Here is a 14,397-nt window from a genome sequence, read left to right on the forward strand (position 1 = left end):
CCTCATTCCCCGCCGCGCAGAATCGAGTTGCCCTCGTACGTGGGTGGCGCGGCGGACTCCTGGGAGAGGTCGGGTTCCAGGCGGCCGCTCTGCCCGTAGAAGGCCACGGGGTTGCGCCACAGCACCTGGTCGACCTCGTCGTCGGTGAAGCCCGCGTCGAGCATCGCGTCGCCGACGGCGCGGGTCTTGAGCGGGTCGCTGCGGCCCCAGTCGGCGGCGGAGTTGACCAGGACGCGCTGCGTGCCGTGCAGGCGCAGCAGCCGCACCATGCGCTGTTCGTCCATCTTGGTGTCGGGGTAGATGGAGAAGCCCAGCCAGCAGCCGGACGCGGCGCCCTCGTCGACGGTCGCCTCGTTGAGGTGGTCGAGCAGGACACGCTCCGGCGGCAGGACGGACTCTCGGAGCACGTCCAGGGTGCGTCTCAGGCCCGCGGCCTTGTCCCGGTGCGGGGTGTGCACGAGCGCCGGAAGGCCGTGGTCGGCGGCGAGTTGGAGCTGCGCGGCGAGGGCGGTGTCCTCGGCGGGCGTCATCGAGTCGTAGCCGATCTCGCCGACGGCGACGACTCCGTCCTTGACGAGGTAGCGCGGCAGTTCGTCCAGTACGGGCACGCAGCGGGGGTCGCCTGCCTCCTTGGGGTTGAGGGCGATGGTGCAGTGGTGGGCGATGCCGTGCTGGGCGGCGCGGAAGGGCTCCCAGCCCAGCAGGGAGTCGAAGTAGTCGTAGAAGGACCCGGGCGAGGTGCGGGGCTGGCCCAGCCAGAAGGAAGGCTCGACGAGGGCGCGTACGCCCGCCTCGTACATGGCGGTGTAGTCGTCGGTGGTGCGCGAGGTCATGTGGATGTGCGGGTCGAAGATGCGCATCAGGACTCCTCGGGCGGGTGCACGGGGGCGGCGGCTGCGGCGTCGGGGACGGCGGCTGCGTCGGGGGCTTCGACTGCGTCGGGGGCTTCGGTCGTGCCGGTGGCGGCCGTCGCGCCGGGTGCGTCGGGTGATCCGGTCCCGCCGGTGGCGGCGGTCGCGCCGGTCAGGCCGAGGGCGCGGTGCAGATCAGCCGGTACGTGCCGGCCCGCGGCGGTGCGCTCATGGGCGAAGTCGCCCAGCATCCGGGCGAGCTCGGCATCGCCGCGGGCGCGGCGCGCGAGGCCGGCGACGGCGTCGAGGGGGACTCCGGTGAACAGGCACTTCAGCACCGCGTGCCGCCAGCCGTGCGGGTCGAGATGCGCCGCTGCGTACGGGCCGACGGCGGCCGCCACGAGGTTGGTGTCGTTGGCACGCAGGGCGTCCTCGACCAGGGGCAGGGCCTCCGGTGTGGCGCCCGCGGGCAGATACGGCAAGGCCCGGAGCACGGCGGCGCGTTCGGCGGCGGTGCCCTGCCGGTAGAGGCGGGTGAGGGTGCCGGGGCCCGCGCCGGCCGCGTGCAGCAGCAGTACGCGGACGTCGCCGGCGGCCCCGCGTCCGCAGTGGCGGCCCGCAGAGGCGAAGTACAGCTCCCATGCCGCGGCGCCGGGTGCGCGTTCCGCCTCGGCGAGGGCCTCGCGCAGCCAGGAGCGGCCCTTGGCGTCCAGGCTGCCGGCCAGCCGGGCCTCGATGTCCGTCGGCGTTCCGGGCACCTCGGCGCCGGAGGTGCCAGTGGCGTGGGCCGGCGGCTCCGGGGCGCCGGAGGGAGGCTCCGGGGCGGGAGGCTTCACCATGGGGGACCTCCTGTCTGCTCATCGGGGGTCTGCTCATCGGAGGGCCGCTGATCGGGGGGCTGCTGATCGGGCCGTGCGGGCCCGGCTCCTGCGGCGGCCTCCGCCTGCCGCAGGAAGCGGATGGCGTCATCGGCGCATGCGGGCCCGGCGTGGGAGTGGCGGGGCAGCTCGACGGTGACCAGCCCTCCGTACTCCGCCTCGCGCAGCGCCGCCAGGACCGGCGGCACGTCCAACTCGCCTTCGCCGAACGGGAGATGCTCGTGAACGCCGCGCCGCATGTCCTCGATCTGCACATGCCGCAGCCAGGGGGCCGCCGCCCGTACGCACTCCTGCGGCGGCTCGGACTCCAGGCACAGACAGTGCCCGACGTCCAGGGTCACTCCCAGGCCGTCCGGCTCCCCCAGGGTGGTGCGCAACCGGTGGAATCCGGCCAGGTCGCCCAGCAGATGCCCCGGTTCGGGCTCCACGGCCAGCGGGACTCCGGCGGCCTGCGCCGCTGTGAGCAGCGCGCCCACGCTGTCCGCGAAGCGTGGCCAGGCGGTGTGGGCGTCGGCACCGTCCGGGAGCGTCCCGCTGAAGAAGTGCGCGGCGTGCGCGCCGAGATCGGCGGCTACGCGTACGGACTTCAGCAGCAGCTCCAGACGCGCCGCGCGGGCCTGCGGGTCGGGGTCCAGGAGGGTGGGGTGGTGCTTGCGGCGGGCGTCGAGCACGTAACGGGCGCCGGTCTCGATGGTGACGGCCAGCCCGTGCCGCTCAAGTACCTTGCCCACGGCGGCCGTTCGGCGCGGCAGGCCGGGCGCGAGCGGGTCGAGGTGCATGTGGTCGAGGGTGAGTCCGACGCCGTCGTAGCCGAGGTCCGCGAGCAGGGCGAGGGCGTCGCCGAGCCGCAGGTCGGCGAGGCCGTTGGTTCCGTAGGCGTAGCGCAGGGCGGTCTGCCGCGGCGGCTGCGGGCCGGTCCCGGTGGTCCCGGTCATGTCGGGCTGACCTTCCGTGAGAGCCGGGCGGCCGACGGCAGCAACGCCAGTACGGCGGCGGCCGCACCGGTCCGCCCGGCGCGTGCACTCAGCGCGGCCTGCAGCGGGATCGTGGCGCGGATGCCCCCTCCGACCGCCCGCTGGAGCAGCGGCGGCGAGGGGTTGAGGGCGGCGTGCGCGAGGGGACGCGCGGCGGTGGCCGCGTAGGCGGCGGCCAGCGCGGCCCGTGCGTGCCCGGCGGTGCGTGCGTACCCGGCGGCGCGTGCGTACCCGGCGGTGCGTGCGCGGGTGTTGCCGAGGGCGCCCCCGGCTGCGGCCGCGACCGCCGCGACCGTGCCCAGCGCGGCGAGGGGCACGGCGGATGACCCGCCGAGGGTTTCCCGCCGGGAGACGGCGGTCACGGCGAAGGTGTGCAACCCGAGCAGACCGGCGGCACCCAGCACCTCGCCGGACATCCGGCCAGGACGCGACGCCGGGCTTCGGGGCACGGCAGGCCGGGACGGCGCGGCGGACCTGGACCTGGCGGACCTGAACCTGGCGGACCTGGGCGCGGTCGCCGCGGCGCCGAGTACGAGGTCGAGGCCACGCGCGGCAGCCATCGCCACGGGCCCGAACGGGGTGTGCTTGAGCCCCAGGTCGTAGGCCCAGACCGTGCCTGCGAGCACCGCGGCCGTCAGCAGCGCCTCGCGACCCGCCGCCGCGGCCAGTCCGAGGCCCGCGCCCGTCAGTACGGCGGACGCCGCCAGCGCGTGGGCGGGTGCGATGCGGCCGGACGGAAGTGGCCGGCCGGGGCGTTCGACGGCGTCGATGTGCCGGTCGGAGTAGTCGTTGAGGGCCATGCCCGCCTCGTACAGGCACAGCGACGACGCGGCCGCCAGCGCGGTGCGCCGGTTCGGACGGTGCCCGGACGCCGCGGCACCGGCCACGGCGTCACCGGGCACGGTGAACAGGGCCGACACACGCAGCAGTTCGGCCCATGCGCCAACGGCACTCCCCGCGGTACGCCCGCCACCGGCACCCGCGCCGGAGAGAGCGGAACCCGCACCCCCAGCGCCGGAACCTGCGTCGGCGGCAGCGGGGCCGACGCCCTCGGCGACGCCAGCGCCCACGGAGCCAACACCTGCGGCCGCAGCACCACTTGGGTGCTCAGAAGCACCCGCACCCGCGCCAGCGGTGCCAGCGCCCGAAGCGGCGGAACCAGCACTCTCGGCCGCGTGCGCGGCAGCGCGGCGGGCACCCGCGGCGACAGAGGCACCGGAACCAGCCCCCACACCCGCGGAACCCGCGCCAGCGCCCACGGAGCCCACGGCGCCGGAACCAGCCCCGCCGCCAGCGGGAACGGCACCGGCACCCGAGAGACCGGAACCCGCACCCCCAGCGCCGGAACCTGCGTCGGCGGCAGCGGGGCCGACGCCCTCGGCGACGCCCGCACCCGCGCCAGCGCCCACGGAGCCAACACCTGCGGCCGCAGCACCACTTGGGTACTCAGAAGCACCCGCACCCGCGCCAGCGGAACCGGCACCCCCGGCACCGGAACCGGTGCCCGCGCCCGTGCCAGCGCCAGCGCCAGCGGGGACCGCGCCAGCGGAGCCCGCGGATCCGCGCGTCACCTCGGGGCCCTTCATGCAGCCGCCCGCAGACGCCCGGCGAGGTCCGTCAGCTCGCGCCATTGGCCCGGCAGGTCGGCCGGGCCGGTGTCGGGGTCCTTGAAGTAGAAGCCCAGTCCTTCCACCGCGCCCGCGGCTCCGGCCTCGTGGGCGCGGGCGACGATGCGGGCGAGGTCGAGCACGAGGGGTGCCGCCAGTGCCGAGTCGCAGCCTTGCCAGACCGTCTGGAGGATCATGCGTGAGCCGAGGAAGCCGTCGAAGGCGACGTGATCCCAGGCCGTCTTCCAGTCGCCGAGCGCCGGTACGTCGTCGATGTGCAGCTGTCCCTCGGGCAGTCGGCCGAGGTTGTCGGCCAGCACACGCTCCTTGCCGGCGTTCTTCGCGGCGGCGGCGCCGGGCTCGGCGAGCGCCGCGCCGTCGCCCCCGCCGAGCAGATTGGTGCCCGACCACGCGCGTACAGGCAGCGCACGCTGCGCGAACATCGGGGCGAGCACGGAACGCAGCAGCGTCTGGCCCGTCTTGCCGTCACGGCCCGCATGCGGAAGCCCGGAGCGCCGGGCTGCCTCATGCAGGGCGGGGTGGTGCAGCCCCGTGGACGGGGTGAAGTTCACGTACGGGCAGCCGGCGCGCAGAGCGGCGGCCGCGTAGCGGGAGCTGGGCGGAAGCGTGGTGTCCCCGTCGCCGGGGGCGCCTTCCGTGGAGGCGACGTTGACGACGACCGTACGGGTGAGCGCGTTGTCGCGGGTGAAGTCCTTCAGGTCGGCGGCGAAGGAGTCGATCAGTTCGTCCTCGCCGCGCGGGTCGTCACCCTCGGCCCCGGAGGGCCTGAGGGGACTCCCGGGAGGGCGGCCCTCCCCCTCGGCCCTGAGGGGCCTGGGGGGACCCCCAGGCCGTATGTACGCGTCGGCCGCGGCGAGTTCGGCGTGCACGGCCGCGGGCAGACCGTGCGGGAGTACACCGCCGGTGACGAGCTGCTCGGCGCGTTTGGGCAGCGGGCAGGACGCCGTGTCGTGACCGCCGAACACCAGCTGCCCCAGCGCTGGCAGGCCGCATCCGGCGAAGGCCGCGGTCTCGGTGACCATGCCGGTGGGCGGGTGCATTCCGGAGGCGACCGCGGCGCAGCCGGCGATCGCGGTGGTGGCGACGGAGCCGCGTGCTCCGATGAGCCAGACGCCGGTACGGGCGGCGTCCGGGACGGCGGTCGGCTGGTTCGGGTGGTCTTCGGTCACTGCCTGCCTCCGCTGTGAGGGGGTGTACGGGTGGGACGGTGGCGCGGCGAGGGGGTGTGTGCTGCCGAACGGCCTTGTGCGGAACGGGAATCGCGCGGCGCCGTGGCCGTGGCCGTGGCCGTGGCCGTGCCATGCCGTGCGCGGTGCCGCACGGGGCGTACGTACGCACGTGAGGCCGCCGAGCCGGTGACGCCCGGGGCGGCGGGGAGGAGTCGGCGTTCTCCTCGCCCGCCGCCCGTACGGCGTCCGCGGCCCCCCCTCGGACCGGTGGACACCGTGCGGACGGGCCGCTGGCTGCGGCTCGTCATCCGGCGTGTGCCGGACGGCAGTTGAGGCGGTTCGTCGCTTTCACGGCCCTCGCCGCCGGCACGGAGCGCGGCCCGGTGGCCGCTGCCCGTGCGACGGTGCGGCCCGGCTCAGTGCCCGCCTCCCTCCGGTGCCGCCGCCCTGCCGCCGCCGACCGCGGCGGGCGCCGCGGGCGCGCCGGGCGCCAGTTCGCGCAGCCTGATGTCGCGGAATGCCACGTCGTCGCCGTCACCGTGGTTCTGCAGGCCGATGTGGCCGTCGGTGAGACTGCGCGCGGGATCGGTGTTGGTGAAGTCGTTGACACGGGTGCCGTTGAGCCAGATCTGGAGCCGTTCACCCTCGACGCGGATCTCGTAGGTGTTCCACTCCCCCGGCGGGTTGAGTGCCGCGTCGCGGGCCTCCAGGTCGGCCGACTGGAATCCGTAGACGGAGCCGGTCGTCTTCTCCGGCACGTCGCTCGCGTCGATCTGGATCTCGTAGCCGGCCTCGACGGCGGACCACGGGTCGTCGGAGGCCGGGAATCCCACGAATACGCCGGAGTTGTCGTCCCCGGCCATCTTCCAGTCGAACTTCAGTGAATAGCCGCCCTGTTGCTCGGTCCGGTGCCACAACAGGCCCATGCCGCCGACGGTGTTGAGCGCGCCGTCGTCGCTCTCCTCGAAGTGGCCCGGCCCGGCCTGACTCCACTGCTCCAGCCCGGTTCCGCCGCCGTAGAGGGACGTGTAGCCGTTCTCCGGACGGCAGTCGGCCTGCGCGGCGCCCGTCGCCCACCGCACGCCGCCGAGCAGATGCGCACGGAAGGCGTCGTCCGCGTAGGACTCCTTGGTGTGTCCGCCGCCGGTGTAGAAGGACCTGCCGCCCTCGTACTCCTGGCACCAGGCGATGGGGTGGTCGTCGCCCATGTTGCCGCCCGCGTACGAGCCTTCGTCGAGGGCCGCCAGGACATGGACGTCCTCGCGCGGGTTGGTGCGGTAGTTGTACCACTCGTCCGTGCGCTCCCAGGCCGTGCCCAGATGGGCGGTCGCCGGGTGCGCACGGTCCTCGACCTCGACAGTCGCGGGCTGGATCAGCGGGTGCGAGTCGAACCAGGCGCCCACGAGCCCGCCGTACCACGGCCATTCGTACTCCGTGTCGGCAGCGGCATGGATGCCGACGTAGCCGCCTCCCTCCTCGATGTAGTCCTCGAAGGCGGCCTGCTGTGTCCCGTCGAGCACGTCGCCGGTCGTGGAGAGGAAGACCACGGCGTCGTACGCGGCGAGACGTTCCGGTGTGAAGACGCCGGCGTCCTCCGTGGCCTCCACCGTGAATCCGCCCTCGGCTCCCAGCTGTTGCAGTGCCTCGATGCCGTCGGGGATGGAGTCGTGCCGGAAGCCGGCGGTCTTGGAGAAGACCAGCACGGATTCGCCTTCATCCATTCCGACCGGTCCGTCCGGCTGCGGCGCCGGGTCCGCGGGCACCGCCGCGGCGCTCAGCAGCAGCGCCGAGGACGCGGCCAGTGCCAGCCGCACGATGCGTGACCTGTGTGTCCGTCTCTTGTTCCGCACGTTCTCGCCTCCTCTCAGCCCGTGGTGACCTTGAAGCTGTCCACGTCGAACAGGTCGCTGCCACCGCCCTTGAAGACCAGGAAGAGCTTCCCCGTCCCCTGCGGCGCGTTCTCGACGGCGGTGCTCACGTCGCGCCAGCCGTCCCCGGTGCCGCCCTCGGCGGTGCCGAGCAGGGCGCCGTCGGGTGCTCCCGCCCGTACCTCGATGGCGCCTCCGGCGGTGCCGCCCTTGATGCGTGCGGACAGCTCGGTGACGTCCTCGGTGACGTACGGGTCGAAGGCGATCCACTGACCGTCGTCCGCACCCGTCACGGCACGGCCGCCCTCGGCGCCTTCGGCGTCGGCGACGGTCACGCCGTCGGCCGAGGTGGTGAAGTGCTCGGCCTGCCGGTGCTCGGGCTGGAGGATGCTCTGGTCGTGGCTGGTCAGCGGGTCCTGTCCGCCGCCTCCGTTGTCCGTGTACTCGGCGTCGAAGACTCCGAAGATGTCCGCGTTCGGGTCGTGTTCGCCGTCAGCGGGCGTCTCCAGGGTGCCGGAGCAGCCCTTCGCCGAGGTGATCGGGTGACCGTGGCTGTCGTGCCCGAGGACGTAACTGACCTCCACCTTGGAGCAGTCGATCTCACCGTCCTCCGGGTCGGTCACCTTCACCTCGAAGGGCACCTCGTCCCCGAAGCTGAACGGCGTTCCGTCGGCGGGCACTTGGAGCTCCACCGTCGGTGCCGTGTTCCCCACGGTGACGATCACGCTCGCGCTCCCGGTGCGGCCGCCGGGGTCGGTGGCGGTGACGGTGGCGGAGTACGTGCCGTTCTCCGTGTAGGTGTGCGTCGGGTTCGCCTCGGCGGAGGTGGCGCCGTCACCGAAGTCCCAGCTGTAGCTGAGCTCTTCGCCGTCGGCGTCACTGCTGCCCTCGGAGGAGAACGCGACCTCCAGCGGCGCCTGCCCACTGGTCCTGTCCGACTTGGCCTCGGCGATGGGGCTGTGGCCGCCGGTGGCGTTCTCGATGCGGTAGACCGCCGAGTTCTCGTCGCCGTTGAAGAAGCCGGTGCCGTAGTCGAGCACGTACAGCGCACCGTCCGGGCCGAACTCCATGTCCATCACCTGAGTGCCGCTCCAGGGGAAGGAGTTGATGGAGGTGACGCCGCCGCCCGTGTCCTGCTCGATCCGCTTGATCCAGCGGCGGCCGAACTCTCCGGCGAAGAAGTCGCCGTCGTACTCCTTCGGGAACTTCACCTCCGAGTCGAGGTCTTCGTCGTACCGGTAGACGGGACCGCCCATGGGCGATTCGGAGCCGTCTCCGAACTCGGGCACGGACGCGCCGTCGTAGGGGATCCAGGCGGCCTTCGCGGGCGGCAGCTCGGTCAGGCCGGTGTTGTTGGGCGACTCGTTCTTCGGGGCGGCGCAGTCGAACTTCTCACCGGACTCCCCGCTGCCGAAGGCGTAGTCGGTGTAGGCGTCGTTGTTGCCGGTGCAGTACGGCCATCCGTAGTTGCCCGCCTCGGTGACGCGCGCGAACTCCACCTGGCCCGCGGGGCCGCGCGCCGGGTCGGCTGCGCCGGCGTCGGGTCCGTAGTCGCCGACGTAGACGATGCCCGTGGGCTTGTCGACGGTCATGCGGAACGGGTTGCGGAAGCCCATCGCGTAGATCTCCGGACGGGTCTTCTCGGTGCCCGGCTCGAAGAGGTTGCCCTCGGGAATGTCGTAGGTGGCGTCGTCCTTGACCTTGACACGGAGGATCTTGCCGCGCAGGTCGTCGGTGTTGCCGGAGCTGCGCTGCGCGTCGAACGCCGGGTTGCGGTCGGCGCGTTCGTCGATCGGCGTGTAGCCGTCCGACTGGAACGGGTTGGTGTCGTCCCCGGTGGACAGCAGCAGGTTCCCGTCCGCGTCGAAGGCGATGTCGCCGCCGACGTGGCAGCACAGTCCGCGGCTGGCGGGGACTTCGAGGACCTTCTTCTCACTGTCCATGTCGAGGGTGCCGTCCTCGGAGAGCACGAACCGGGAGAGCCGGTTGACGCCCTCGAACGGCTTGAAGTCGTCCGGGTTGCCCGTCTCGGGGGCGTCGCCCTCGGGGGTGTTCATGGGCGGTGCGTAATAGAGATAGACGAACCGGTTGTCGGCGAAGTCCGGGTCCACGCCGACGCCTTGGAGGCCTTCCTCGTCGTGGCTGTAGACGGGGATCTCGCCGGCGACCTTCGTTGCGCCGCCCTGGTCGGTCAGCCGCACCGTGCCGTCGCGCGAGGTGTGCAGCACCGAACTGTCGGGCAGCACGGCGAGCGTCATCGGCTCACCGGTCTCCGGCTCTCCCTTGGCGAGGGTGACCTGCTGGAAGTCCGCCGCGGCCGGGGCGTCGTCCGCGCCCGGTGCCTTTTCAGCGGCCTGCGAGGCCGGGGAGGCGCCCAGCGTGAGTACGCCGGCAACCAGCACGCAGGAGACGACGACGGCGATACGGGAACGGAACGCGGCGCGCATCCGCCGCAGCCGGCGCGGCGACAGGCGCTGTCGTGGGTGTCTGATTGGTCCGGAGGGCAGGGATGAGGAACGGGTGATCCTGTGCACGCGACTCCTCCTGAGAGGGAGAACGGTTGGTGACGTGGGTGTCGTTGACCGCTTGAGCTGGCACAGGCGCGCGCCGTCGCGCCGGAACGGGGCCTCGCGGGCCGGGCGGGCCGGTCGGGAGGCCGGAGTGTGGGTGTAACGGTTCGTACGGGTGAGGAACGAGGGGGAAAGCTACTCATGACGACTCATGTCCGGTACACCACAAGGACGGTAGCCATCTTCGTCCGATACGGAAACCCCTTTGACAAAGGGTAAGTTGGCTTCATCCACGATGTGGACAAAGTGTGTGTGCAGAGCCCCTGCCCTCGACAGGGTGACTTGCCGCAATGCGCAGACGCCCGCCCCGGGCCGAAAGGCACCGGGGCGGGCGTTGCAGCGAAGAGCGCGAACTCGCGGCTCAGATACCGCAGTCGGGCGCCGACCAGAACTGGCCCTCGCCGCCCGCGAGATGGGTGTGGTCGTCGTGCCCTTCGAAGCCCGGGCCGAGTATCTCGCTGAAGCCGTGGTTACGGGCCGCCTGGGCCAGGGCGCAGAAGCCCTGCGAGCCCGCGCCGAGGTCGGCCGCGTGGCCGTACAGGTGACGGCTGTTGGCCGCGCCGCCCACCGAGTCGTTGCAGGCGACACTGCGGAAGCCGCCGTTGACGTCGATCGGCTTGTCACCCATGGCGTGCCGCATGGCCTGCAGCTTCCACATGGTCACGAGGGCGTTGGACTTGGCGGTGGCCGCATCGACCTTGCCGCCCGACCAGTCGGCGTTGCAGTTGTTCAGTTCGTCGTAGGCGAAGTTGGCCGGGGTGCAGTCGTCGTCCTGCAACTCGTAGATCTTGTTGAAGGTCTGCTCGTTCGCCACACCGTTCTCGGTGAGGCCGTACGCGGCCTGGAAGCGCTGCACCGCGGCCTTGGTGGCCGGGCCGAACTCGCCGTCGGCGGCGATCTGTTCGCCGGTACCGGGGTATCCGGAGACACGGATCTGGAGCTGCCGCACGGCGTCACCGGACGCGCCTTCGCTGAGCTCCTCGCTCCAGGTGAAGCAGGCGTCGGCGGCGCTGGTGTCGACGGCTGCGGCCGGGGCGGCGCCCGCGATCGCGGGCACGGCGGCGGTGGCGCCGAGCATCAGGCCCGCACTCGTCAGAACGGTGACCAGCACTCTGGCAGAACGTGAACTCATGGGGGGTCGTTGCCTTCCTCAGTCGGTGCGCCGGGCTGCCGAGGCATGAGGGTGGCGCCGACCAGAGCCTTTGTCAAGAACACGTAAACACTGCTCAGAGTTCGTGAAATGCCGATTGAAATCAGGCAGTTTCACGGCTCCTGTTCTCAACGCCCGTACACAGCAGCGGTGTACGGGTCGAGTAGTGGACAGCGAATATCGCCCTCCGTAATCATGCGTGAGATCGGAGTGTCGCGAGCAAACGAAAGCGCAAGGGGGCGGCCGGAGATGACGGACGTCATGGCAGCTCGCCCTCTCCCCCGCCGCTTGGGCTCGCTTCGTCTCGTACGCCTCCGGGCGCTGACGAGCGGCTCGGCCACAACCGGCAGAGGATGACCGGGCGGGCCAGCAGCGCCTCTTGAGCGTCGTCCCCGTCAGGCGCTGAGCTCTTCGACGAGCTTTCTCATGGTCTCGAAGGCCGGCTTGGGAACGTAGTCATCGGTGGTGAGCCCGAATTGGTGGAACAGTCCCGGGTTCGCGCTGTCGGCGTCCCGTAGCGCGAAGTGCGTGTAACCGCTCAGTCCGAGCCGCTTCGCTTGGGTCCCGATGACGCGAACCACGGTCTCGACGACGTCAGCCTGCCGCTGTTGCGACCGCTCCGGTCCGGTGGGCCAGCCGTGCTCGGTGATGTGCAGTGGCAGATGGCCCAGGCCAGCGGGCGTAAGCACCGAGTCACGGTGATGGCTCAGCAATCCCTCGACCGCCCGCGGGAGTTCGGCCGCGGCAATGGACTGGAAGACGTCGGGAAAGAAGTCCAGACCCACGTAGTCCAGGTCGGCGACAAAGCGTTTCCCTCCTCGGTCGGTCAGGTCGGCGACGAAGGATGCGGCCGGCCCGAAGAGGGGAGTTGTGTTGAAACCAACCCGCAGGTGTCTGTTCCCGGATTCGTGTGCTTGCACCTTGGCTGCGGACACTCCACGGATGACCGCCTCGTGGACCGCCGGATAATAGCCGTCCAGCACGGGGTTCGATGTGACGTTCGGTTCCTCGGTCACTTGCAATGTTCTCGTGACCGCGCCGTACTGATCGACCAACTCGCGCAAGAAGTCGCAGTAGCCGTCGACATCTGCGGCGACGGACTGATACTGCGTCACCAGGTCCAGGCGGCGCCCCCGCACGGCGTACTGGGCCGCGTCGGCCGGCGTCGCGGTCACGTGCGGCTCGCCCAGGCGGGTCGTTTCGTCGAAGCCGATGTAGGCCCGCACGAGAAATGGGCGACCTGTCGGCCCCTGAAGCTGGTCGAGCGCGTTCGACACGGAGGACGGCTCATCCGGCGGGCCACCGGCCAGGCCCCCGGCGTCATCACCGGCGACCCCGCCCGGGTAGATCCCGAAGAGCAGGCCGTCGTGCGTTCTCAGTGTCACGTGTTCGGTTCCTCTCGGTTCAGGACCCGGCGGGCGCCGGAGCCGGCTCCGCATCGGGCGGCCACGTCAGCGAGCCGGTGCGGATGTCGTCGAGCAAGGAGCCGATCCAGGACATCTCCGCGTGAGCGAGGCAGAGCGCGTATTCGGCCTCGATGACGTGCAGGCGGGGTACGCCGGCCGACAATGCCGCCGCGAGGCGCTCCTCATCGGCAGCCGTGCGGTCCCGGAGGCGTCGGGCGCGCTCGGTCAGGGCCTCTTCCGCGCCGCCCGGCCCGAGAGCGCCGAGATAGGTGACAGCCCCCAGGAACTGCGAGAACTCCCGCTGCGGGTCGCGGATTCGGGAGTCCAGCCGTCGTACGAGCTCCTCGCGGCCCTCTGCCGTGAGGGCGTACACAGTCCTCTCCGGACGGTTTCCCGAACGCTGTCGGCCCTGCGAAGCCACCCATCCCGCTTCGGCCAGGGCGGCAACGATGTTGTAGAGCGTGCCGCGCGTGATCACGGCCGCGTGGTTGTCGCTCCGTTGCCGCAGCTCGGAGAGCATCTGATGCGGGTGAGAGCTCCTCTCCAGCAGAAGACCGAGGACAGCGAGGACGAGCGGGTTATCAAGAACACGACCAGGCATAGTGGAACTCTAGCAGTCTAAATAGACTATCTGACTCCCCCCGCGCGACGCGTCCCATCCCGGCACCCGCACCGCGCCCCCGGGTTGCCGGGGGCGCAGCAGTCGTGCAGCAGTTCTTGCGCCTGTTGGAGGGGCCGTCCCGTCCGGGTGCGAAACTCGTCGGCACCCAGGTGTTCACCGGTCCGGACAGCCAGCTCGTCGATCCGCCGCATCTGCTCCGTCCGGATCTCGACCCGGGTATCAGGGGACATCCGCTCGGTGCGCACGGCTCACAAGAGCTCGGGAAACCCGGTCCAGGCCGCATCTTCCTCGAGGAGATACGAGGCCTGGTTGATCTCGCGGAGAACGGCCCGGAGCAGGGATCGGGCTTCCTCGTCGAGCTCCACGCTGCCTTGGACAGTCTGCACCTTGATCACTTACTGCTCCGGCTCGTCAATTAGGTCTTCCCTTGCTTGGGATGAAGACCGAGCCGCCGTGCGGGGCGCCTGGGGCCTCGACACCGTACGCCAGCTTCAAGCCTGGGACCCCAAGACGAAGTCGGCGTCGATTCCCACTCGCTCCAGGTCTCCCTGCACGCGTCCTATGAACTCGACTATCGCCTCGGTGAGATCCCGCCATGGCTGTGGCGAACTCACCTTCTCGGGCGTGAGGGCAGAACCAACAAGCCAACCTTCCGGACCACGCAGAATCCTTACCGCCCCCGGGTCCTCGAACGAGAGCGAAGCAAAGCAGAAGTCCTCTGCTTCCCGTTCAGAGACGGATATCCACTGGATCAGTTCACGCGCCAACTCCGCTACCGGAAATGCCGGCTCGGAATAGACGACATTGACACCCTCGGCAACCTCGAAGTCCGCTTCGACATTGACAAGGTAGTCGGCGAGGAGGCTCCCTGGCAGATCGTCTGCATTGAAGTTCTGGTAGTTCACGAGAACAGAAGCCGGTCTGGAGGCCATCATCCGAGATTTCAAGTCCTGCAAAAGATCTCGATGTCCTCGAGCGCGTTTTCCGCGGCGCCTACTGTAAGAGCATCCTGACGAAGATCAGACACGGACTTCACGGCTTCACGTGACACCTCTCCGTGGAGTCGTGCAAGATGCCCCAAACTGACCGCAGACGTGCTTCTTACCGCAGGATCCTGATGCCGGGACAACCGAATGATCCACTGCTCCAGCCACTCGCGGTTCTCACCACTCAACGCCGAAGACACGAGCGCTCTGCTCACGTCCTCGGGCTGTCCGTGCAGAAAGACGTCCTCGGCCTCCTCAGGCGTGATCGGCCCCGGTGACTCGTAGTGCACGGCTA

Annotated in this window: 13 protein-coding genes; 1 reads left to right on the forward strand and 12 read right to left on the reverse strand. The window is 70.9% G+C overall.

The window, feature by feature from the left end; genetic code table 11:
- Positions 1-2 precede the first annotated feature (2 nt).
- The 10 genes from ACSMXX_RS03955 to ACSMXX_RS04000 all read right to left on the reverse strand — a co-directional run bounded on the left by ACSMXX_RS03955 (position 3) and on the right by ACSMXX_RS04000 (position 13,095).
- Positions 3-860 carry a TatD family hydrolase gene (locus ACSMXX_RS03955; protein ID WP_473182640.1) on the reverse strand — a complete coding sequence of 286 codons (858 nt, stop codon included), beginning with the start codon at positions 858-860 and terminating at the stop codon, positions 3-5.
- Positions 860-1,690: an EboA domain-containing protein gene (locus ACSMXX_RS03960; protein WP_473182641.1), complete on the reverse strand. Its 831-nt coding sequence runs from the start codon at positions 1,688-1,690 to the stop codon at positions 860-862. Before ACSMXX_RS03960 ends, ACSMXX_RS03955 begins: the two co-directional genes overlap by 1 nt.
- Positions 1,684-2,664 (reverse strand): sugar phosphate isomerase/epimerase family protein, encoded by a 981-nt coding sequence (locus tag ACSMXX_RS03965; RefSeq protein ID WP_473182642.1) that lies wholly within the window; start codon positions 2,662-2,664, stop codon positions 1,684-1,686. The genes ACSMXX_RS03960 and ACSMXX_RS03965 overlap by 7 nt, the downstream gene beginning before the upstream one ends.
- Positions 2,661-3,773, reverse strand: coding sequence for an SCO3242 family prenyltransferase (locus ACSMXX_RS03970; RefSeq protein WP_473182643.1), 1,113 nt, complete (start codon positions 3,771-3,773; stop codon positions 2,661-2,663). The genes ACSMXX_RS03965 and ACSMXX_RS03970 overlap by 4 nt, the downstream gene beginning before the upstream one ends.
- A 512-nt stretch (positions 3,774-4,285) precedes the next feature.
- Positions 4,286-5,500: an inositol-3-phosphate synthase gene (locus tag ACSMXX_RS03975; RefSeq protein ID WP_473182644.1), complete on the reverse strand. Its 1,215-nt coding sequence runs from the start codon at positions 5,498-5,500 to the stop codon at positions 4,286-4,288.
- Between the two features lie 416 nt (positions 5,501-5,916).
- A complete protein-coding gene (locus ACSMXX_RS03980) occupies positions 5,917-7,350 on the reverse strand; it encodes a ThuA domain-containing protein (protein ID WP_473182645.1) in 1,434 nt (477 codons plus the stop codon).
- 14 nt (positions 7,351-7,364) lie between these two features.
- The gene (locus tag ACSMXX_RS03985) at positions 7,365-9,815 is read right to left on the reverse strand and encodes a PQQ-dependent sugar dehydrogenase (protein ID WP_473182646.1); all 2,451 of its coding nucleotides are present in this window, start codon (positions 9,813-9,815) and stop codon (positions 7,365-7,367) included.
- 484 nt (positions 9,816-10,299) lie between these two features.
- Positions 10,300-11,070: a D-Ala-D-Ala carboxypeptidase family metallohydrolase gene (locus ACSMXX_RS03990; RefSeq protein WP_473182647.1), complete on the reverse strand. Its 771-nt coding sequence runs from the start codon at positions 11,068-11,070 to the stop codon at positions 10,300-10,302.
- 413 nt (positions 11,071-11,483) lie between these two features.
- A complete protein-coding gene (locus tag ACSMXX_RS03995; RefSeq protein ID WP_473184618.1) occupies positions 11,484-12,449 on the reverse strand; it encodes a hypothetical protein in 966 nt (321 codons plus the stop codon).
- A 43-nt stretch (positions 12,450-12,492) separates the two neighbouring features.
- Positions 12,493-13,095 carry a helix-turn-helix transcriptional regulator gene (locus ACSMXX_RS04000; RefSeq protein WP_473182648.1) on the reverse strand — a complete coding sequence of 201 codons (603 nt, stop codon included), beginning with the start codon at positions 13,093-13,095 and terminating at the stop codon, positions 12,493-12,495.
- Positions 13,096-13,199: 104 nt separating this feature from the next.
- Here ACSMXX_RS04000 and ACSMXX_RS04005 point away from each other — a divergent pair, with 104 nt between their 5' ends.
- Positions 13,200-13,535, forward strand: a complete 336-nt coding sequence (locus ACSMXX_RS04005) for a hypothetical protein (RefSeq protein ID WP_473182649.1) — start codon at positions 13,200-13,202, stop codon at positions 13,533-13,535.
- A gap of 72 nt (positions 13,536-13,607) precedes the next feature.
- On the opposite strand, the gene ACSMXX_RS04010 is transcribed toward ACSMXX_RS04005, so the two are convergent.
- The gene (locus tag ACSMXX_RS04010; RefSeq protein WP_473182650.1) at positions 13,608-14,021 is read right to left on the reverse strand and encodes a DUF7878 domain-containing protein; all 414 of its coding nucleotides are present in this window, start codon (positions 14,019-14,021) and stop codon (positions 13,608-13,610) included.
- A gap of 38 nt (positions 14,022-14,059) precedes the next feature.
- The gene (locus ACSMXX_RS04015) at positions 14,060-14,392 is read right to left on the reverse strand and encodes a hypothetical protein (protein ID WP_473182651.1); all 333 of its coding nucleotides are present in this window, start codon (positions 14,390-14,392) and stop codon (positions 14,060-14,062) included.
- Between the last annotated feature and the right edge of the window lie 5 nt (positions 14,393-14,397).

The sequence above is a fragment of the Streptomyces sp. DSM 116795 genome, assembly GCF_055792905.1.

Excerpts from the sequence above, each read along its gene's own strand:
- ACSMXX_RS03955 (WP_473182640.1), bottom strand. The coding sequence starts at position 860 with ATGCGCATCTTCGACCCGCACATCCACATGACCTCGCGCACCACCGAC.
- ACSMXX_RS03965 (WP_473182642.1), bottom strand. The coding sequence starts at position 2,664 with ATGACCGGGACCACCGGGACCGGCCCGCAGCCGCCGCGGCAGACCGCC.
- ACSMXX_RS04000 (WP_473182648.1), bottom strand. The coding sequence starts at position 13,095 with ATGCCTGGTCGTGTTCTTGATAACCCGCTCGTCCTCGCTGTCCTCGGT.
- ACSMXX_RS03985 (WP_473182646.1), bottom strand. The coding sequence starts at position 9,815 with ATGCGCGCCGCGTTCCGTTCCCGTATCGCCGTCGTCGTCTCCTGCGTG.
- ACSMXX_RS03990 (WP_473182647.1), bottom strand. The coding sequence starts at position 11,070 with ATGAGTTCACGTTCTGCCAGAGTGCTGGTCACCGTTCTGACGAGTGCG.
- ACSMXX_RS03960 (WP_473182641.1), bottom strand. The coding sequence starts at position 1,690 with ATGGTGAAGCCTCCCGCCCCGGAGCCTCCCTCCGGCGCCCCGGAGCCG.